Here is an 18,741-nt window from a genome sequence, read left to right as displayed (position 1 = left end):
GGTCGACGAGCCGGTTCCGGACCGCTCGATTCGCGCGCTCGGCCGCTCACCAGATTTGGCGTCTCGCACTCGTAACCTACGGCGTCTCGCACCCTAACCCACCTCCGCGGGACGAGCGGGTCGAGTGAACGGTCCGGCTACCGTTACTATCGTCGCTGTAACACCGGTTGGAAATACGGGAGGTCGGTCCATAACAAACCGTGGGTCGGGGTTGGTGTCGTGTGGACCAATGGACCGACGAACCTATCTCGTGACCGCGACGGGAACGGTCGTGGCGCTGGCCGGCTGTTCGGAAATGGGCGGGCCGGGCGAGAGCGACAACGAGACCGACGACAGCGCGTCGAACGGAACCGACGGCGGCGACGACGGTGGAACCGACGAGACCGAAAACAGCGACTCCAACGGCGAGCTGCTCGGAACCTACGACGACTTCGAGGACCTCGAGCCCTGGCGGGCGTTCCAGGACATCGGCGCGATCGAGGCCGACACAGGCCAGTCCTACGACGGCTCGCAGTCGGCGCGGCTCCTCCCGGGATCCGAGGACGGCCAGGTCAGGGTGCGCCGCGAGACCGACGAGCCGATCGACGTCCGAGACGTGGCGCCGGGACTGGCCATGACCGCGTCCGACGACGGGATGGTGCGGATCCAGCTGCAGGACGAGGACGGCGACTACGTCGAGTACAGCCAGCAGGTGATGAGCGACATGCCGCTGACGCGGCACAACTTCGGGCTCACCCGCGTTCGCGGCGAGCCGAACCTCGAGGAGGTCATCGTCCTGCAGATCATCCGCTGGTTCGGTCAGTCCGGGGACGGCAGCTCCGGCCAGGAGATGTGGGTCGACGACTTCCACTTCGTCCCCAAGCCCGACACGCCGAAGGTGATGTTGCAGTTCCACGGCGGCTACGAGACCCACTACGAGGAGGCGATGCCCCGGGTCGCCCAGTACGACTTCCCGGCGACGGTGTTCGTCCCGACCGACCGCCTCCGTGCCGACGCCGCCGTCGACGGCGACCGACTCACCGAGGGACAGGTCGAGGAACTGGCGTCGAACGGGTGGACGATCGGCGGCCAGACCGCGAACGCGGCGCAGGCGGGCTCGATCGGCGAGGATCAGGCCGAGGAGCTCGTCACCGAGCCCGCGGAGTGGCTCGACGAGCAGGGGTACGCCGACGACGGGCGGTTCTTCGCGTACCCCGGCTCGCAGTACACCGAACCGGTCTACGAACTCGTCCAGGACAACTACGACCTGGCGTTCGCCGGCCAGACCCAGTCCCAGGGGTACGCCGGCAACCCGCACCTCTGCTCGGTGGTCTCGAACCCCAGCGGCGACGAGGGCGCGAGCCTCGTCGAGTGGACCGCCGAGATGGGCGGGATCACCTCGATCGGCTTCTACCAGCTCCAGGAGGGCGAGGCCATCAGCGGCCTCGAGTCGACGCTGGCCGCCCTCGAGGAGTACTCGGGCGAGGTCGACGTGATCACCCCCGGCGAGATGGCGAGCGAGTACGTCTACGAGTGACTCGCTCGAGCGCGCGACGGTCGCTTTCGCGGACGCCGGCGTGACGCGATCCGAACGCTCTACTCCCGCGGTATCCGGAGCGTCAGCAGCGTTCCGACGCCGACGATCAGTGCCAGCAGCAGGTAGCCGGCGTCGAAGTACCCCCGCTCGGCGATCGCGCCGAAGACGACCGGGCCCGACGCGCCCAGCACGGAGGCGCTCGAGCGGACTACGCCCAGTCCCGTCCCCTGGATCTCCGCGGGGATGAGCTCCGCGAGGTACGACTGGGTGATCGCTCCCGAGCCGAGCATCGTGCTCGCGAGGACGGTCACGCCCGCCAGCCCCGCGAGTCCGTCGACGAACGGCAACAGCGCGAGCCCGACGACCGATCCCAGCAGGACCAGCGGGAGCGATCCCCGGAGCCCGACGCGGTCGTAGGCCGCTCCAGCCAGTGGCTTGACGACGACGCCGACCGCGAAGAAGAGTCCGAACAGCACGCCGGCGACCGTCGAGGATAGCCCCTTCTGCTCGACGAGGTAGGTCGGGTAAAAGGCCGAAAACGTCTGCCAGACGAAGATGAACAGAAAGAGGATCACGCCCACGACCGCGAGGGTGGGGCTGCGGAGTTCGCCGACCACGTACCGCAGGCTCTCGCTCGAGGCGTCGTCGCCGTCGTCGGGGTCGGCGGCCGGCAGCGTCAGCCAGATGACGGCCGCGGTGAGACAGAGCAACGGAAGCACGAAACCCAGGCCGAGCCGCCAGGCGACCGCGGCGGCGAGCACGCTCGCGATCGGCGGCAACACGGTCTGGCCGACGTCGCCGGTCGCCATCGTCACGCCCAGCGCCCGCCCGATCCGATCGGGGTAGAGCTCCGACAGCGCGGTGATCCGGGCGACGGGGTACTGCGAGTGCCCCAGGCCGACCAGCGCCGTCGCCCCGAACAGGACCGCGGCGGTCGGCGCCAGCAGGACGACGACCAGCCCGACGACGACCGTCGAGACGCTCGCGGTCAGCACGGACCGTTCGCCGCGGCGGTCCGCCAGCATCCCGCCGGGAACCTGCCCGACCGCGTAGCCGAGCCAGAGGAGCGTAACGAGCAGCCCGGCCGTCGAGAGGGTGAGGTCGTACTCGGCGCTGAAGGAGGGCAACAATACGGGGTAGATCATCCGGGTGCCGTTCAGCAGTCCCCAGCCGAGCGCGATCGTCAGCAGCGTCTTCCCGGCGCCGTCGGCCCACAGACCGACCAGCTCGAGACGGATCGAATTCAGGCGACTCATTCGGCGTGTGCGTGGCAAGGCCGGTCCCGTTGAAACCGTTTTAGTTCGAGGCGGGGGTTGCTGATTCCGGCTTCGCTCTCCGCGGCTCGAGCGTCGAGAACGGTCGATCGGCCGTTCGAGTCGACACTCCCCGTGTGCGAAGTGAAACGGTACCACGCCGATCGCCCCCCGTGTGCGAAATGAATTATCCGGACCGAGCGCGGACTCGCTCGGCGGAAACCGTCTCGAGCGACGACCGGATCGACGACGCCCCGTGTGCGAAGTGAATATCGGCGGGGGGACTCAGTCCCGATCGAAGAACTCGTCGACCTGGGCGTTGACCACCGACTGGATCAGTTCGTCCTCGCCCTCGATCTCCTCGAGTCGGAAGTCGGCCTGCAGCGTCTCGGCGACGACGGCCGGGTCGTCGACGAAGGTGTACTCCTTGTGGACGCCGCTGCCGTAGCCCCGGCCGCGCTTCTCCGAGGTGACGAAGTTGTACGTCTCGGCCTCGGTCATGTACCGCAGGTAGGAGTCCCGGGATTTCTTGTCGGCGTCCAGTCGCTCGGTCAGGTACTGGTAGACACGGTAGGCGACGGTACTCGGGATCGCGTTCAGCTTTCGCTCGGCGTGAACGGGGACGATCGCGGTGGCGTACAGGGAGAGCTTCTTCTGGGTCGAGAGCCCCTGCATCTGGGTCAGGGTGCGGTCGCGCTCGGCTTCCTGCTGGGCGTCGCGGACGTGGTCCTCCCGAACCCGTTCCTCGCCGCGCCGGTTGGCGATCTCGCCGGCCTTCCGGAAGAGGTCGATCGCCTTCCGCGCGTCGCCGTGGTCCTGGGCGGCGAAGGCCGCGCTCAGCGGGATGATTCCGGCCTCGAGCACGCCGTCTTGGTAGGCGTCGCGTCTGCGGTCGAGGATCGCCTGGAGCTGGTTGGCGTCGTAATCGGAGAAGACGACGTCCTGCGGATTGAACGAGCTCTCGGCGCGGCCGTCGAGATCCTCCATGAACCGGGGATCGTTCGTGAGCGCGGCGACCGAGACGTGGCCGTCGATCCGGCCGAGCTGGGAGGCCCGCGAGAGCTGGTAGAGGAGCTTCGAGTAGGCGGGTTCGTCGTTGGGGTCGCGCTGGCGGCCGACCAGGAGATCGACCTCGTCGAGGATGACGATTACGGAGTCGAACTCCCCGCTCAACAGCCCGTACAGACGGTTTAACTTCCGATCCGTCGAGACGCCGCTCTCGGGGACGCCCGCCTCGACGCCGGCCGTCGTCGCCGCGTTTTCGACGAGGCGGTACACCGCCCGATCGTGGGACTTGATCGTCTGGCAGTTGATCTGGATGACGCCGAAACGGTCACCCTGGGCCTCCGCGAGTTCGACGACCTGCTCGCAGACCGCGTTGATGATCAGCGACTTCCCGGTTCCCGAGGGACCGTATAACAGCATGTTGGGCGGCCGATTGCCCTGGAGCGCGGGCCGGAGGTAGGTGATGATGTCCTCGAGCTGTTGGTCCCGTCCGACGATCCGGTCCTCGTCGATGACGGCGTCGGGATCGAGTAACCCCCGATCCCTGAACACCGACTGCTGGACGCCGTCCTGCAGCCGCCCCTTGATCGACTCCGAGAGGGAGTGGCGGTCGTCGCCGTCGGTCATACCCCGTCACTCGCGCCGCCCTCGTAAATACGTGACGAGTACCGCGTGCGAGAGCAACGGCCGCGGAATCGCAGTCGAGAGCCATCGTATACGGAAACGGGCCTCGAGGTTCGAAACCGTGGGCGAAGTCAATACAAAAGCGCGTCCGCCGGACGGGGGACACCCCGTGTGCGAAATGATTTTCTCCGCAGGGACTGCGGGGTTCACCCCCTGCCGTGAACAGACGGTGCTCCCCGCTGCGGACTGACGGTTCGAACTGCTCCGTTCCGCCACGAGTCGGCCGTTCGAACGGCGGTTCGCTTTCGAACAGGGATCGCGCTCGCTGCGGAAGGACTCGAGGGGCGGACGGACGGAACCCCCTCCCCCCGTGTGCGAAATGAAATCGGCGACGAACGAGGGGGAGGGGGAGGGTGGGGTGAACGCTCGAGACGCGTTCTGTCGGTCGAAATCCCTGCGAATGAGCGCCGATCCGGCACGTCACGCGATCGGACCACCGATCATCGCGAACGAGCTACTCTAGAAGCGGTGGTTTTATTGTCTTCCTATAGAAACAGGAACCATACTGGATACAGACCGTGTCGAAGGAACAGCCACTGTTCCGAGACCGGTCCGGAGCGGATCCGAACCTACAGAATTCGACGACCATCCCTCTCGCGCCCGACGTGCTGTTCGGAGTTCGATCCGGCATATCTCGTGGCTCGCCCGGCTCCGGCCCTCGAGTCGGATCCCCGTCGGTCCTCCTCTCCCGTTCGTAGCCGGCCCGTCGACCCCCCACCCCCGTTCGTCGCCGATTTCATTTCGCACACGGGGGGAGGGTCACGCACGCGGAAAGGGGAAGGGTTCCGGACGTGGAAAGGGAAAGGGTCCCGGACGTGGAACGCCTCGAGTTCGTAGCGCACCGTGAGGACCGTACCTACGGAGCCGTACCCGACGGGTCCTCGAGGCGCGGACCCGGAGTGCGTCGCCGCCGACCAGCCGGGAGCCGTCCCGCTAGTCGGACGCCGAGTCGCCCGGCCCGATAACGATCCTGTCGTCGATGTTCTCAATCCGATCGAGCGGAAGCCGGAACCGTCCGTCGGAGTCGGTCTCGATTCGCGCGGGTGGCCGATCCTCCGGTCGGATGACCAGCTCGCTGATCCGGCCCGACTCGACACCCATCGTGATGTTGTCGAGCGTTCCGTAGTCGGTGCCGTCGATGCCGACGATCGGCTTTCCCTGCAGTTGTCGCGCCAAACAGGTCGTCATACCCGTCGTTTCACGGACGCCCACTAAACATCGTGGGATCCGTCGCAGCTTTCGAGAGCGGTCCGTTCCGCCGACGGCTCTCGACCTCGTCTCGACCCATTGCCTCGAGAATCGGCAGCGCCGAAACCGGCGGCGCGGCCGCTATCGAGCGTCGAACGGAAGGAAGCCCCCGACGGTCGGTCGGGGGGCACCACTGAACCACGATTGCGAACCAGCAACGGAATGTCGCCCGAACGGGAGACACCTGGGATGCGCTGCTGGTCATACGAGAGTTGCTCCGAGCGCAAAAGTACCTCTCGGTTCGCGCCGCGGAACCACCGATTGTCCCAACCCGACGGCGGGCGATCGCTCGCGCTGGCCACACGGGTCCGACAGATTGCAATAGGTTGAGTGACTACAATATGTAACTACAATAGGTAGCTAAACTCACTCAGCTACTCTCCAATAGCCACCTATTGCAACCGTCACTAGTCGCCTCCTACCAGCTCGAGGGCGGATCGGCGGTTTCGACTAACAGTGCAAGCCCCACACTCATCGGTCGGATCGTGGAATAATCGGTATGGCATCGCTCGAGACGACACAGGAGCGGACCCGATCGGAAATCGCCGCGTACCTCCGGGAGTTCGCCGACGAACTCGATCCGGAGACGCGAACCGAGGACGCGACCCGCGGCACCGCCGCCGGAACGAGCGGAACCGACGCGACCGACACTCCAAGAACGGATCGCCGGACCGCCGACACCGACGCGACCGACACCTCGAAAACGAATCGCCGAACCGACGACGCCGACGCGGCCGGAGACCGCGACCCGGACCGCGCCGCGAGCGTCGGCGACAAGGTCACGGTGATCGCGGGCAACGAGAGCGCGACGATCAACCCGCCACGGACGTGCGCGTTCGACGTCGCGATCGATACCGATTCCGACCTCCTGAACGCGGGCGCCGAACGAAGCACCACGTTCACGATCCGCTGGGACGCCGAGCACGTCGAGAACGACGACGAACTCCGCGTCGAGTAAGTTCCCCACAACTACAGTCGTGGGCTTCCTCCTCGAATCATGTGAGCCGGCAGTCGGCGTTCGTCCGCCGTCTCAACGGACGCCGTGGCGCTCGTAGAACCGCCGAACGCGATCGTCAGTCAGCAGCGGCTCGTGGACCTGCATCGCCTTGAGCCCGGGGTAGCTGTTCGCCTCGATGACCTTGAACGACCCCTCGTCGTCGGTGACAACCAGATCCCACCCGACGTAGGGGATCGTCGGAAGGCTCGAGGCTAACTCGAGGATGTCCTCGCGGATCGTCTCCCAGGCAGGCACTCGCGCGCCCTCGATTTGTGCTCCGGTCTCGGGGTGGCGGACGTGCCACTCGAGGCGGCCGCTACCCTGCGGGAGCTGTGCGGCCCGCCCGAACTCTCCGGTCTCGAGGTCGATCCGGGCGCTGAGTCCGCCCTGCGAGAAGTTATCCATCGAACCCGAGGCGTCCGTTCCGATCCGCTGGACCGCGGCCGCGATGAACGCCTCCTCGCGGTCCTCGTCGTACATCGTGAGCGCGCGAATCGTGTTCGGCGTCTCGGGGTAGAGCTCGGCCGCGTACGGACCCTGTTCGACGTGTTCGCAGACGAGGTAGTCCTCGAGGTCGTCGATCCGCGCGATCAGCGCCTCCCGATCGTAGGGCTCGCCGTTGATCTCGTAGCCGTCGTCGGTCCGCGAGCACAGCAGGACGTTGTTTCCGCCGCCGCCTCTGACCCACTTGAGGACGAGCTTGCCGTCCGCGTCGAGTCGGTCGGCGACCCGCTCGCCGGCGTCGGCGACGGCGCTCGTCCTCGCGTCGACGGTCGCCTCGAGCGCGGCCGATTCTCCGCCGCCGATCGCCGGCGGCGACGGGTCGCCGGCGTCGTCGATCTCGTGGAAGGTTCCGCTCCGGACGAGCCCGTGAACGACCATCCGATGGTCGGGGGAAGAGCGCATCAGCCAGTCGAAAAACAGCTTGTTCGAGAGCGCGATCGACCACGTCCCGTTGATGGTTTTCGTCCCCACGTACCGCTGGTAGTCGCTGACGAAGGCCGCGGGATCGTACCGCTCGAAGTCGTAAATCACGCCGGCCCTGCTCAGAAAGCCGCGCCGCCAGAGCGCGAGCCGGCGCGAGAGCGACTGCGAGTACGATGGGAGTTCCCGCTCGGTGGCGAGGAAGTCGCGGATCCCCTGTGCCGTGAAGTACGCCTCGCGAACGTTCATAGCGGGTACCTCTCGGGCATCGATCGTGAACGTTGTGCTTCCACCCACGGGGGAGCGTCCGGCGGCCTCGGTTCTCGTCTCGACGCGATGTCGGACGGTTCGGCTTGTTCGGCCTCGAGAGCGCGCCGAGATGCGCCGTTCGAGTCCCTCGAACCCGTACTCGAGCACCCCGGACTTGCAGGCACAACCCCCTTCCGACCCACGGTAATGGGGTTCTGTACCGCGAGAGAGACTCAATACCATGCACTCCGATCCACCGCACCGGCGCGTTCAGCACGGCCATCGTCCCAGATTCACCCATGGCAGTTAACATCGACATCGAATCCGCCAGCCTCGACGAGAAGCTCGAGAAGTCCCTCGAGGTGCTCGAGGAGACCCGAACCGAGTTCGACGACCCCACCTTCACCTGCAGTTTCGGAAAGGACTCCAACGCCGTCTTGGACCTCCTCGCGCGCTCGAGCGTCGACCTCGAGACCGACGTCGCGCTGTCCTTTCTCGACCACGGGAACCACTTCGAGGCGACCTGGGGGATGAAGGAGACGCTCGAGGACCGCTACGGCGTTACCTTCGAGACCTACGAACCGGACTCGAGTTACGAGGAACTCGTCGCCGAGCACGGCCCCCGCGTGAACCAGCGAAAGCCGGATCTGTGCTGCCAGACGCTCAAGTCGGCGCCGATGGAGCGGATGGTCGACGGCTACGACGGCTGGATCACCGGCTACCGGATCGACGAGGGACTCGACGACGGCGAGGGCGAGGGCAGTTATGACTGGCGCAAGCACCTCGACTTTTTCGAGGAGAAAGCGGAAGTGACCCGGATCAACCCGATCGTCCACTGGACGACCGAGGACGTCTGGGAGTACCACGAGCGCCGGGAGATCCCGTACAACGACCTCTACGACGAGGGGTTCGAGTGTCTCGGCTGCAAGCAGTGCACCCTCGACGGCGACCCGCTGTTCGCCTACGACAGCATCCGTCGGGTCGGCGACGGGACGGAACCGGAGGCGAGCGACTGATGACGATTGAATCCACCGATCCACGATGACCGCCGAAAAACAGTCCCCGGACGAGATCGCGGACCGCCTGCTCGAGAGGACCGACGACGACGAACTCGTCCTCCACCTCGAGGACGGAACCGAGCTCCCGGTCTCGATCAGGCGTCCGCTCTACCTGCCGAGCTCGGTCCAGGAAGGCGTCGAGGGCGGGAGCGTCCGCTACTCGGTGCTGGCCGACGAGGAGGCGGTCGAACGGCTCGAGCTGCCCGCCCGCGAGGGCGTCATCGCGGCCGAGGAGCTCGAGGTCGGCTCTTGGACCCGATCGCGCGTCGAGTTCCACGAGCGGGTCGACGGCGAGTTCGGCGACCTCGAGCGCTCCGAGGAGCTGCGCGCGGTCTCGTAAGCGAAGCGAACGCCGGGATCGGCGACCCGTCAGTTTTTGATCGCGGTAACGACCAGCGAGAGCGCGATAAGGACGAGCAGCCCGATGGCGATGTAGCTGTTAAAGAGGAAGGCGGTGGCGCTCTCGCCGGTCAGCAGCCACCCGGTGACGAACCCCGACTCGGCGATGTCCCCGAGGATCACCCCCAGCACGAGGCTGACCAGCGGGTAGTCGTAGACGACGAGCACCACGCCGAGCAGCCCGAACAACAGGACGATGTAGAGGTCGACCGGCGCGTTCCGAACCGCGAACCCGCCGACGACCGCGAGCACCGCTACCGAAGGAATGATATAGCGAATAGGGATGTACGCGAACTTCCCGAAGTACCGCGAGCCGGCCAGCCCGTAGACGAGGATCAGGGCGTTGCCGACGAACAGCGAGAGGATCATCGCGTAGACGATGTCGCCCGAGGAGTCGAACAGCGCGGGACCCGGGTTCAGCCCGTGTAAGGAGATCGCACCCAGCAACGCCGCCGTCGCGCCGCTGCCGGGAATCCCGAGGGTCAGCGTCGGAATCAGCGCGCTGCCCTGGGTGGCGTTGTTGCTCGAGTCCGCCGCGATGACGCCCTCGATGATCCCGCTGCCGAAGCGGTCGGCCAGCTCGTCGTTCGCCCAGCGCTTGGCCTCGTTGTACGAGACGAAGTTCGCCACGTCCGCGCCGGCGCCGGGCAGCGCTCCGATGAACGTCCCGATGAGGGCGCCGCGGAGAAACGCCGCGGGGCGGGACGCGACCGCTCGAGCCGCGTCGTACACCTCCGAGACGCCCCGCTGGACGGTGTGATCTCCGGTGACGACGGTCCCCCGGTAGGCCAGCCAGAAGACCTCCGCCAGCACGAACAGCCCGATGAGGACGACGACGAAGTCGACGCCCTCGAGCAGCGCCGTCTGTCCGAACGTAGCGCGGGGCTGGGCGAGCTGGGGGTCGTTCCCGACGGTGCCGATCAACAGCCCGAACGCACCGGCGAGCAGGGCCTTCGAGAGCGAGGATCCCTTCGCCGCGGGGATGATCGTCAGGGCGAACACTGCGAGCAGAAACATCTCCGGGTTGCCGAAGTTCAGCGCGAACTCGGAGATCGGCGGGGCGAAGATCAGCAACACGGTCGCCGCGATCAGCCCAGCGAGCCCGGAGACGATCGCCGAGACCGCGAGCGCGTAGATCGCCCGTCCCTGTTTGGTGAGCTCGTAGCCGTCCCAGCAGGTGACGATCGAGCCCGGGGCGCCGGGGGTGTTGATGAGGATCGCCGGGATCGAGCCGCCGTAGACGGCCCCGCCGTAGGCCGAAACCAGGAAGATCAGCGCCGTGGTCGGCTCGAAGGGAATCGTCACGGGGGTGAAGAGGATGATCGTCATCGTCGCGGAGAAGCCGGGGATCGCCCCGAAGACGATCCCGACGGCCGTCCCCAGCAGGATCGCGAACAGGACGTACGGGCTCGCGAGGATGCCGAGCGCGCCGTCGATCGCCGCGGGAGCGAGGAGTCCGAACATGGTCACAGGGGGATCATCAGCCACTGGACGAACACGAGCCAGATGCCGACCGCGAAGCCCAGCGAGTACCCCGCCAGCGCCAGCGGGTTGCGCTCGCCGAACAGGTACAGCGCGGCCGCGAGGAAGGCGACCGTCGCGGTGAGAAAGCCGATCGGCTCGAGGGCGAGGACGTACCCCGCGGTGAGCGCGACCAGTAGCGCCGCGCTTCGTACGGTAAAGATCCCCCCGTCGTCCGGCCCGGCGTCGGTGTCCGGATCGAACGCGGCGGCCGCGCTCTCGACTCGCTCGTCGGACGAGCCGTCCCCGCCGTCGACCGAGACGGCCTGAACCGCCGCGGTGACGAGCGCGAGCGCGATCGTCGCGTACAACAGCGGCCCCGCGTACAGCATCGACAGCTCCGGTAGCGCCCGCGTATTCCAGTAGTAGAACAGACAGAACGCCAGGACGAGCCCTGGAAACAGCAGTTCGCCCGTGTCGATCTCGACCGTCCGCGAGCCGGCCGCGACGGTGACGACCGGCGGTGTGATCCCTGTCATACGTTATTCGTTGTAGATGAAGCTCTCGACGACGTCCGCGTACGTTTCCATGAACTGCGAGGTGGCCTCGACCTCGGCCGCGGTCTCGTCGGGGCCGCGGTACTCCAGGATCTCGTCGAGTCCGCCCTGATTTTCCGCTTCGGTCAGGAACGACTCGTCGTCGAACACCGCCGCGTAGGTCTCGGCGAGCCGTTCGAACCGATCGGGATGGTTCTCCCTGAGACCGCCGGGAACGACCACGAGTTTCCACTGGCCGAGTCCCTCCTCGACGAGGGGGACGTCCTCGAGGCCGAGGTCGGCGAACGACGGCGTGTCGGGCCACAGGTCCTGGGGTTCGGCGGTGTGCGAGCCCAGCGCGAGCACGTCGCCGACGTAGTCGGGGTTGAACGCCCACGGCTGGTTGACGCCCGCGTCGACGTCGCCCGCGAGGACGGCCTGTCGGACCCCGGAACCCCCCTCCATGTTGACGATCGTCAGATCCAGATCGTACGTCTCCGCGACCAGTAACGCCGACAGCGCCGTGTTCCCGATCGCGGAGGTGATCCCCACGGTCGCGCCGTTCTCGCGGGCGTACTCGACGAACTCCTCGAGGTCGTCGTACGGCCGGTCGGACGGGGCGAACCACATCGTCGGGTCCCAGTGGTGGGTACCCAGGTAGTCGAACGACTCCATCTGGTAGGGCGCGTTCTGAAACAGCCAGGTAGCCTGCATCTGGGGCATGTTCCACATCGCGACCGTGGCACCGTCCGGATCGGCGTTGTACAACTCCTCGCCGCCGACCTGGGTCGAGCCGCCGGGGTAGTTCTCGACGACGAACTCGATGCCGAGGCGATCCGACCACGCCGGCGTCGTGATCCGCATCGATCGATCGGTGCCCCCGCCCTGCGCCCAGGGGACGATCGCCGTAACCCGCTGCTCGTCGAACCGTTCGGTGACACCGAGCGCGTCGGCGCCGTAGGCCGCCGTTACCGAGAGCCCCGTGACGCCGGCCGCGAGAAACTCCCGTCTACCGAGATCTGTGAGTGACATGGTTGCCGTTCGTCGCCCCCTCGAGTACGCCCGTTCGCCCGGCCGGGGGCGGTCGCCGGGCCGATTCGCGACGAACCAGTACCGAACCGCACGCGTCGGCGTCGGAACCGGCGGCGTTCACGGGTTCCCGCCGCCGATTCGACCTCCGACCGTCCGCGGTTCGAATTGTTACTACTATTACGTCTGCTAGTAACAACTCAGTTAGGGTTGGGGGTTCTGCCTGCATATGCAAAGAAAAATAGTGATGGATTCAGCGAACGCTCCGACCGGTACGGAACGCGCCTCGAGACGGGATCCGATCTCGCGTGCGGAACGGTGCCTATTCGAGCAGTCGCTCGGCTCGCTCGAGGTCGGCCGGCGCGTTGACGTTGACTCGCGAGCCCGACAGCCGAACGGCGTCGACGCGTCGCCCCGCTCGCGCCAGGAGGCCGACCGCCTCGCTGAGTTCGCACTCGCCGCTGTCGGCGGGGCGGACGAGCGCGAGCGCGTGGAAGATCTTCGGCGGCAGGACGTAACACCCCGTCGTCACCAGCCGCGAGGGCGGGTCGTCGGCCTTCTCGACGATCCCCGCGACGCGGCCGTCCTCGAGGGCGACCGCGCCCGTCTCGCGGGCGGTCTCCCGACCGACCTCCTCGACGAGCACTGCGGCCTCCGCGTCGGTTGAGCGGACGCGCTCGACGGCGGGATCGATCCCGCCCTCGAAGACGTTGTCGCCGTTCAGAACGACGAACGGCTCCTCGACGCGGGACTCCGCGAGCGAGACCGCGTGGCCGAGTCCCCTCCGTTCGCGCTGGTGGACGTAGGTGATCGGCACGTCCCGGTAGGCGTCGCCGTAGCGGTCGACGATCTGTGCCTTGCGGTAGCCGACGACGACCACGAGCCCGTCGACGCCGGCCTCGAGCAGCGTCTCGAAGACGCGGCTCAGGATCGGTCGGCCGTCGACCTCGACGAGTCCCTTGGGTTTGTCCTCGGTCAGCGGACGCAGTCGCGTCCCCTCGCCTGCGGCTGGAACGACTCCCTTCATACGTTCACGTAGCCCCGCGGTCGAGAAAAGTCCCGAGGACGATCCGTGCCGCGGGCGCACACTCGAGGACCGCACCGCAACGCAAACCACAAAACAGATACCCGCGCTCCCCGGTCGTCCACTCGGTCGGGGCGTTCGCACGGCGCCAAGTGACGCTTGTTCCGACCCTCCTGTTTCCGATCGGCCAGCGCCGGGTCTAGACGCTCGGCGCGGGGTCGGACGGCTGCAGCTCCGAACGCGCGGCTTCGGCCTCGAGCCACGCCTCCGCGTCGAGGGCGGCCATGCTCCCGGCTCCTGCCGAGGTTACGGCCTGGCGGTAGTCGGGGTCTATCACGTCGCCCGCGCCGAAGACGCCTTCGACCGCGGTCTCGGTCGTCATTCCCTCGAGGGTCTCCAGGTGGCCCGAGTCGGCGAGTTCGACCGGGGTGTCCTCGAGGAAGTCGGTGTTCGGGACGTGGCCGACGCCGTAGAAGATCCCGCCGACGTCGACCGTCTCGCGCTCGACCTCGCTCGGGGCCCGCGGCGCCGCGCTCCCCTCGAGCTTCTCGGTCGGGTGGCCGTCGGGGTGGGAGACGAGCGTCGCGCCGGTGACCCCCTCCTCTCGGGAGCCGTGGATCTCGAGCAGCTCCGTATTCCAGCGGAAGGCGATCTTCTCGTGGTCCCGGGCCCGGTCGGCCATGACCTCGGAGGCGCGCAGCTCGTCGCGCCGGTGGACGACCGTCACCGAGTCGGCGAACTTCGCGAGGAACAGCGCCTCCTCCATCGCCGAGTCGCCCCCGCCGATCACGAGGACGTCGTCGCCGCGGTTGAAGGCGCCGTCGCAGGTCGCACACGTCGAGACGCCGTAGCCCATCAGTTCGTCCTCGCCGTCGGCGCCGACCCAGCGGGCGCTGGCGCCGGTCGCGACGATCAGCGCGCGGGTCCGGACGGTGTCGCCGTCCGAGAGCTCGAGTTCGAACGGTCGGTCCTCGAGCGTCGCATCCTCGACGGTGCCATGTTCGAACTCGGCGCCGAACCGTTCGGCCTGTTCCTTCCCGCGCTGGATCAGCTCCATCCCGCCGACGCCCTCGGGGAAGCCGAGGTAGTTCTCGACGTCGGTGGTCAGGGTGAGCTGGCCGCCCGGTTCGGGTCCCTCGAGGACGAGGGGCTCGAGGTCGGCCCGCGCGGCGTAGACGGCGGCCGAGAGGCCGGCGACGCCGGAGCCGACGATTACGACGTCGCGAACGGCCGCGTTCGAGCCCCCGCTCATTCGGTGTAGCGCTCGATCAGGCTGCGGAGTCGGTCCTCCGGCAGGGCGCCGGTGTGCTGTTCAACCTGCTCGCCGTCGGCGAACACCAGCAGCGTGGGGACGCCGCGGACGCCGTAGGCGGCGGCGAGTTGTTGGTTGGCGTCGACGTCGACCTTCGCGACCGTCGCGTCGGTCTCGGCTGCGATCGTCTCGACGACGGGCTCGAGCATCTTGCAGGGGCCACACCAGTCGGCGTAGAAGTCCACGAGCACGACGTCGCGGTCGCTCACGACCGTCTCGAGGTGGTCCTCGCCGTCGACGTGGAGCGGTTCGTTCGTCGGTCCGTCCGCCGAGGGGCTGGTTGCATCGGTTGTCATCACGTCATCGTACGAGTCGGAGCCGCTTAAAGATTTTGCAGGTAGTGTACAATATAGTACGCTCTAATCCGATCGAACGTCTTCCCGTCCGAAGAGGAAGATATCTCACTAAGACGAGTGTGCGCAGTATAGGCGATCTAGGCGCTACTTCTGCAGCTCCCTCCGTTCGGAGGCCCACCTAGAATTGTACGCTATATACAAAGCATTGCGAACGTCGAACCCGTATCGCGGACCGCGACCGAACGATCCGACGCGGTTCGTCCGGTTGGTCGAGCGAACCGAGAGCGACGCCTCTCGAGTTCGGCCGAGCGCCTCGAGCCCGACCGCGAACGACGTCGCGACGCTCGCAGTAGAATGGATCGTGGCCCCAGTAGCGTTCGGCCCATGTCGGAAGGTTGAACTTGACGTTGGCGCAAAGCGGGTGTACGGCGTTCGTTTCGACCCGTTCCGGGCGGGTCCGTTCCGACACCATGCTCGAACTCACGCTTCTGGTCGTCCTCGGCACCTCCGCCCTCCTGCTGGTCCACTCCTATTTTCTCTACCCCGCGACGCTGGCGCTGCTGGCCCAGCTGATTTCGACTCCCGACTCGACGGGATCCGACACCCTCCCCTCGGTCGCGCTCGTGATCGCGGCGTACAACGAGGAGGAGATCATCGCGGAGAAGATCGAGAACAGCCTGGCGCTCGAGTACCCTGCTGACCGACTGTCGATCGTCGTCTTCTCCGACGCGTCCTCGGACCGAACCGACGAGATCGTCCGCTCGTACGCCGACGAGGGGGTCGAACTCGTCCGCGTCGAGGGACGGGTCGGCAAGACCGAGTGCCAGAACCGGGTCGTCGACCGCGTCGACGAGGAGGTCGTCGTCTTCTCCGACGCCAACAGTATGTACGAGCCCGACGCGATCCGGGAGCTGGTGGCGGCGTTCGGTCCGGACGTGGGCTGTGTCGTCGGCGAACTCACGTACCGGGACTCGAGCGCGGTCGACGGCGAGTCCGTCTACTGGCGCTACGAGTCGCTGCTCAAATGCCTCGAGTCGGCCGTCGGCTCGTCGGTCACCGGAAACGGCGCGATCTACGCGGTTCGGGCCTCCTCGTACGTCCCCCTCCGTCGGGACGCGATCAGCGACTTCGCGGAGCCGCTGGCGATCGTGCGCAACGGCCAGCGGGTCGCGTACACCGCCGACGCGGTCGCCCGGGAGCGCACGGAGGCGACGGTCGACGACGAACTCGCCCGCCGGTGCCGGATCGTCACTCGATCGTGGCACACCGTCGCGAACAACGCCGCGTTGCTGAACCCGGTTCGGTACCCGCTGTTCTCGTTCCAGTTGCTCTCGCACAAGGTGCTCCGGTGGCTCTCGCCGCTTTTCCTTGCGGGCGCGTTCCTCTCGAACCTCGGACTCGTTCTCGTCGCTCCGAGCCCGCTTTACCTCGCCGCGTTCGGGGCCCAGGTCGTGTTCTACGGGCTCGCAACCGTCGGCGCGGCCCTCGATCGCGCCGCGGTTTCGCCGCCGACGATCGTCCACGTCCCCCACTTCTTCCTCGTCGCGAACTACGGCATGCTCGCCGGCCTGTGGAACTTCCTGCGTCGGGAGAACATCGTCACCTGGAACACGACCTCGAGGGAATCGGAACCGTGACTCACGTCGTCCACCTCTCGTCGGTCCACTACCCGTTCGATCCGCGCATCTTCCACAAGCAACTGCGAACGCTGTCGACCGCAGGATATCGGACGACGCTGCTCGTCCACCACGAGGAGTCGACGGAGCGAAACGACGTCCGCGTGCGCTCGGTCGGCGACGTCGAAACCCGCTTCGAGCGCTGGCGGAACCTCCCGACGCTGTTTCGGGCGGCCCGGGCCGAGGACGCGGCCGTCTACCACCTCCACGACCCGGAGCTGTTACCGATCGGCGTCCTGCTGTCGCTGACGACCGACGCGAAGGTCGTCTACGACGTCCACGAGGACTACGCGGACGCGATCCGGGTTCGCGAGTGGATCCCCGACTCCGTCAAACCCGCGTTACGGCGGGCGTTTCCGGCGATCCAGGCGGCGTTGACCCGAGCGTTCGACCTCGTCGTCACCGCCGACGACTCCACCCGAGAGCGACTCGAGGCGCGCACGAGCACGCCCGTCGAGACGGTCCGAAACCTGCCGACGGTCGGCGAAATCGAGACCGACCGCGTCGACGTCGAGCGCACCCACGAGCACGTGCTGGCCTACGTCGGCGGACTCGACCGGGAGCGGGGGCTGATGAACATGCTTCGGGTTACCGCCCGGCTACGGGAGCGGGGCCTCGGCGTCGGGCTCTGGCTGCTCGGCCCGTTCCAGGACGAGGCGATCGAGCGCACCGCCCGGGCGTTCCTGGAGCGGGAAGGGATCGCCGAGCACGTTCGACTGTTCGGCTACGTCGACTACGACGAGCTCTTCTCGTCCCTCGCGGCGGCCGACGTCGGACTCCTGCTGGTCGACGAGGACCGTTTCGCCCGTAACGTCCCGACGAAGTTCTTCGAGTACCTCTACTGCGAGCTCCCCGTCCTGTCGACCGAGGTCGCGTCGCTCGAGCCCTACGCCGACGACGCCTACTGCGTTCGGGTCCCCGAGGCCGACCTCGAGCGGGCCGCCGAGGAACTCGCGGCGCTGCTCGCGGAGCCGGAGACCAGAGCGCGGATGGGCGAGGCCGGCCGCGAGGCGGTCGTCTCGGAGTACAGCTGGGAGATCGAGCGGGATCGACTGCTGGCCGCCTACGAACGGCTCACGGTCGAGAGCGCGACGAGACCGACGAGATCCGAACACGAATGACCACCGTTTCAGTTATCACCCCGACGTACAACCGAGCGGAGACGCTCCCGCGAGCGATCGAGAGCGTCCTCGCACAGGACCACGAGGAGATCGAGCACGTGATCGTCGACGACGGCTCGACCGACGACACCCCGGCCGTCGTCGCCGAGTATGACGACGACCGCATCGAGTACCGTCGACTCGAGGACAACGTCGGGGCCAACGCCGCCCGGAACGCGGGGATCCGCGCGGCCTCGGGCGAGTACGTCGCCTTTCTCGACTCCGACGACGAGTTCTACCCCGGCAAGCTCGGGGCCTGCGTCGACGCCCTCGAGTCGCTGCCCGAGCGCTACGGCGGCGTCTTCCACGGCTACGACATCTACCGCGGCGAGACCTACCTCGGACCGGAGGCGACCGCCGAGGGCCGCGTGACCCTCGCCGACCTCGGCGAGGCGAACGTCCCCGGCAGCTTCGTCGCGACGGCGTTCAGACGCGAGGTCTTCGACGCCGTCGGCGAGCTCGACGAGGCGATGGCCGCCTCGCAGGACTACGAGTTCTACCTGCGGGTCGCCCGGGAGTACGACCTCTACGGGCTCGGGGCGGTGCTGGCGAGACACTACCGACAGCCCGACTCGATCTCGCTCGATCTGGACGCGAGGCGCGCGGGGAAAGCCCAGCTCGTCGAGCGCCACGGCGACGTGTTGACCGATCGGCGCCACGCCCACCACCACTACCTCCTCGGGCTGGCCCACGCGAAGCGCGACGAACTGGGGCCGGCGCGGCGGGAACTCGTCAGGGCGATCCGACTCCACCCGACGAACCCGTTCCCGTACGTCCACCTGGTGACCTGCGTGACGCCGACGACGTTCGCGCTCGGCACGGCGGCGAAGCGACGAGTGAAGCGCCTGCTGGGGCGATGAGAGGCGCTCAGCGGCGAGTTCACGATAGCAAGACCCACCAGCAGACGTAGGAAC

At 67.3% G+C, this 18,741-nt stretch carries 17 protein-coding genes; 7 read left to right on the top strand and 10 right to left on the bottom strand.

The annotated features are described in order from the left end of the window. Positions 1 to 229 precede the first annotated feature (229 nt). Positions 230 to 1,516 carry a polysaccharide deacetylase family protein gene (locus GWG54_RS03950; RefSeq protein ID WP_167936537.1) on the top strand — a complete coding sequence of 429 codons (1,287 nt, stop codon included), beginning with the start codon at positions 230 to 232 and terminating at the stop codon, positions 1,514 to 1,516. Positions 1,517 to 1,575: 59 nt separating this feature from the next. Here GWG54_RS03950 and GWG54_RS03945 read toward each other — a convergent pair whose 3' ends face one another. The 3 genes from GWG54_RS03945 to GWG54_RS03935 form a co-directional block, all read right to left on the bottom strand. Continuing rightward, positions 1,576 to 2,772: a nitrate/nitrite transporter gene (locus tag GWG54_RS03945; protein ID WP_167936536.1), complete on the bottom strand. Its 1,197-nt coding sequence runs from the start codon at positions 2,770 to 2,772 to the stop codon at positions 1,576 to 1,578. 282 nt (positions 2,773 to 3,054) lie between these two features. After that, the gene (locus GWG54_RS03940) at positions 3,055 to 4,401 is read right to left on the bottom strand and encodes an orc1/cdc6 family replication initiation protein (RefSeq protein ID WP_167936535.1); all 1,347 of its coding nucleotides are present in this window, start codon (positions 4,399 to 4,401) and stop codon (positions 3,055 to 3,057) included. Positions 4,402 to 5,391: 990 nt separating this feature from the next. Continuing rightward, positions 5,392 to 5,646, bottom strand: a complete 255-nt coding sequence (locus GWG54_RS03935) for a PRC-barrel domain-containing protein (RefSeq protein ID WP_167936534.1) — start codon at positions 5,644 to 5,646, stop codon at positions 5,392 to 5,394. Positions 5,647 to 6,205: 559 nt separating this feature from the next. On the opposite strand from GWG54_RS03935, the gene GWG54_RS03930 reads away from it, so the two are divergent. Next, complete coding sequence (locus GWG54_RS03930) at positions 6,206 to 6,664, top strand: hypothetical protein (protein WP_167936533.1); 459 nt, start codon at positions 6,206 to 6,208, stop codon at positions 6,662 to 6,664. A gap of 72 nt (positions 6,665 to 6,736) precedes the next feature. On the opposite strand, the gene GWG54_RS03925 is transcribed toward GWG54_RS03930, so the two are convergent. Next, on the bottom strand, positions 6,737 to 7,876 hold the full coding sequence (locus tag GWG54_RS03925) for a sugar-transfer associated ATP-grasp domain-containing protein (RefSeq protein ID WP_167936532.1): 1,140 nt from the start codon (positions 7,874 to 7,876) through the stop codon (positions 6,737 to 6,739). Between the two features lie 299 nt (positions 7,877 to 8,175). Here GWG54_RS03925 and GWG54_RS03920 point away from each other — a divergent pair, with 299 nt between their 5' ends. Both GWG54_RS03920 and GWG54_RS03915 read left to right on the top strand, forming a co-directional pair. Further along, positions 8,176 to 8,892: a phosphoadenosine phosphosulfate reductase family protein gene (locus tag GWG54_RS03920; protein WP_167936531.1), complete on the top strand. Its 717-nt coding sequence runs from the start codon at positions 8,176 to 8,178 to the stop codon at positions 8,890 to 8,892. Between the two features lie 25 nt (positions 8,893 to 8,917). Continuing rightward, complete coding sequence (locus tag GWG54_RS03915; protein ID WP_167936530.1) at positions 8,918 to 9,274, top strand: hypothetical protein; 357 nt, start codon at positions 8,918 to 8,920, stop codon at positions 9,272 to 9,274. A gap of 29 nt (positions 9,275 to 9,303) precedes the next feature. Here GWG54_RS03915 and GWG54_RS03910 read toward each other — a convergent pair whose 3' ends face one another. The 6 genes from GWG54_RS03910 to trxA form a co-directional block, all read right to left on the bottom strand. Beyond that, positions 9,304 to 10,821, bottom strand: a complete 1,518-nt coding sequence (locus GWG54_RS03910) for a tripartite tricarboxylate transporter permease (protein ID WP_312854250.1) — start codon at positions 10,819 to 10,821, stop codon at positions 9,304 to 9,306. Beyond that, positions 10,800 to 11,333 carry a tripartite tricarboxylate transporter TctB family protein gene (locus GWG54_RS03905; protein ID WP_167936529.1) on the bottom strand — a complete coding sequence of 178 codons (534 nt, stop codon included), beginning with the start codon at positions 11,331 to 11,333 and terminating at the stop codon, positions 10,800 to 10,802. The genes GWG54_RS03910 and GWG54_RS03905 overlap by 22 nt, the downstream gene beginning before the upstream one ends. A 3-nt stretch (positions 11,334 to 11,336) precedes the next feature. After that, a complete protein-coding gene (locus GWG54_RS03900) occupies positions 11,337 to 12,362 on the bottom strand; it encodes a tripartite tricarboxylate transporter substrate binding protein (protein ID WP_167936528.1) in 1,026 nt (341 codons plus the stop codon). 319 nt (positions 12,363 to 12,681) lie between these two features. Then, complete coding sequence (locus GWG54_RS03895; protein WP_167936527.1) at positions 12,682 to 13,386, bottom strand: sugar phosphate nucleotidyltransferase; 705 nt, start codon at positions 13,384 to 13,386, stop codon at positions 12,682 to 12,684. 196 nt (positions 13,387 to 13,582) lie between these two features. Continuing rightward, positions 13,583 to 14,635: an NAD(P)/FAD-dependent oxidoreductase gene (locus tag GWG54_RS03890; protein ID WP_167936526.1), complete on the bottom strand. Its 1,053-nt coding sequence runs from the start codon at positions 14,633 to 14,635 to the stop codon at positions 13,583 to 13,585. Then, positions 14,632 to 14,991 carry a thioredoxin gene (gene trxA, locus GWG54_RS03885; RefSeq protein ID WP_167936525.1) on the bottom strand — a complete coding sequence of 120 codons (360 nt, stop codon included), beginning with the start codon at positions 14,989 to 14,991 and terminating at the stop codon, positions 14,632 to 14,634. Before trxA ends, GWG54_RS03890 begins: the two co-directional genes overlap by 4 nt. A gap of 470 nt (positions 14,992 to 15,461) precedes the next feature. Between trxA and GWG54_RS03880 the strand changes: the two genes are divergently transcribed. Genes GWG54_RS03880 through GWG54_RS03870 form a run of 3 tightly spaced genes read left to right on the top strand, consistent with a single transcriptional unit; the run spans position 15,462 to position 18,687 of the window. After that, the gene (locus tag GWG54_RS03880; protein ID WP_209438254.1) at positions 15,462 to 16,628 is read left to right on the top strand and encodes a glycosyltransferase; all 1,167 of its coding nucleotides are present in this window, start codon (positions 15,462 to 15,464) and stop codon (positions 16,626 to 16,628) included. Beyond that, positions 16,625 to 17,788, top strand: a complete 1,164-nt coding sequence (locus tag GWG54_RS21260; protein ID WP_167936524.1) for a glycosyltransferase — start codon at positions 16,625 to 16,627, stop codon at positions 17,786 to 17,788. The genes GWG54_RS03880 and GWG54_RS21260 overlap by 4 nt, the downstream gene beginning before the upstream one ends. Next, positions 17,785 to 18,687 (top strand): glycosyltransferase family 2 protein, encoded by a 903-nt coding sequence (locus GWG54_RS03870; RefSeq protein ID WP_167936523.1) that lies wholly within the window; start codon positions 17,785 to 17,787, stop codon positions 18,685 to 18,687. The genes GWG54_RS21260 and GWG54_RS03870 overlap by 4 nt, the downstream gene beginning before the upstream one ends. Positions 18,688 to 18,741 lie beyond the last annotated feature (54 nt).

The sequence above is a fragment of the Natronococcus sp. JC468 genome (assembly GCF_012163165.1).
GTDB classification, from domain to species: Archaea; Halobacteriota; Halobacteria; order Halobacteriales; family Natrialbaceae; genus Natronococcus; species Natronococcus jeotgali.
The sequence above is the reverse complement of the archived record's forward strand: the minus strand, read 5'-3'. Positions and strand labels throughout refer to the sequence as shown.

Bases quoted from the DNA above. Each gene is read 5' to 3' on its own strand.
- GWG54_RS03945 (WP_167936536.1), bottom strand. From the start codon at position 2,772: ATGAGTCGCCTGAATTCGATCCGTCTCGAGCTGGTCGGTCTGTGGGCC.
- GWG54_RS03905 (WP_167936529.1), bottom strand. From the start codon at position 11,333: ATGACAGGGATCACACCGCCGGTCGTCACCGTCGCGGCCGGCTCGCGG.
- GWG54_RS03940 (WP_167936535.1), bottom strand. From the start codon at position 4,401: ATGACCGACGGCGACGACCGCCACTCCCTCTCGGAGTCGATCAAGGGG.
- GWG54_RS03870 (WP_167936523.1), top strand. From the start codon at position 17,785: ATGACCACCGTTTCAGTTATCACCCCGACGTACAACCGAGCGGAGACG.
- GWG54_RS03900 (WP_167936528.1), bottom strand. From the start codon at position 12,362: ATGTCACTCACAGATCTCGGTAGACGGGAGTTTCTCGCGGCCGGCGTC.
- GWG54_RS03895 (WP_167936527.1), bottom strand. From the start codon at position 13,386: ATGAAGGGAGTCGTTCCAGCCGCAGGCGAGGGGACGCGACTGCGTCCG.
- GWG54_RS03935 (WP_167936534.1), bottom strand. From the start codon at position 5,646: ATGACGACCTGTTTGGCGCGACAACTGCAGGGAAAGCCGATCGTCGGC.
- GWG54_RS03880 (WP_209438254.1), top strand. From the start codon at position 15,462: ATGCTCGAACTCACGCTTCTGGTCGTCCTCGGCACCTCCGCCCTCCTG.
- trxA (WP_167936525.1), bottom strand. From the start codon at position 14,991: ATGACAACCGATGCAACCAGCCCCTCGGCGGACGGACCGACGAACGAA.
- GWG54_RS03890 (WP_167936526.1), bottom strand. From the start codon at position 14,635: ATGAGCGGGGGCTCGAACGCGGCCGTTCGCGACGTCGTAATCGTCGGC.
- GWG54_RS03950 (WP_167936537.1), top strand. From the start codon at position 230: ATGGACCGACGAACCTATCTCGTGACCGCGACGGGAACGGTCGTGGCG.
- GWG54_RS03930 (WP_167936533.1), top strand. From the start codon at position 6,206: ATGGCATCGCTCGAGACGACACAGGAGCGGACCCGATCGGAAATCGCC.
- GWG54_RS03915 (WP_167936530.1), top strand. From the start codon at position 8,918: ATGACCGCCGAAAAACAGTCCCCGGACGAGATCGCGGACCGCCTGCTC.
- GWG54_RS03925 (WP_167936532.1), bottom strand. From the start codon at position 7,876: ATGAACGTTCGCGAGGCGTACTTCACGGCACAGGGGATCCGCGACTTC.
- GWG54_RS03920 (WP_167936531.1), top strand. From the start codon at position 8,176: ATGGCAGTTAACATCGACATCGAATCCGCCAGCCTCGACGAGAAGCTC.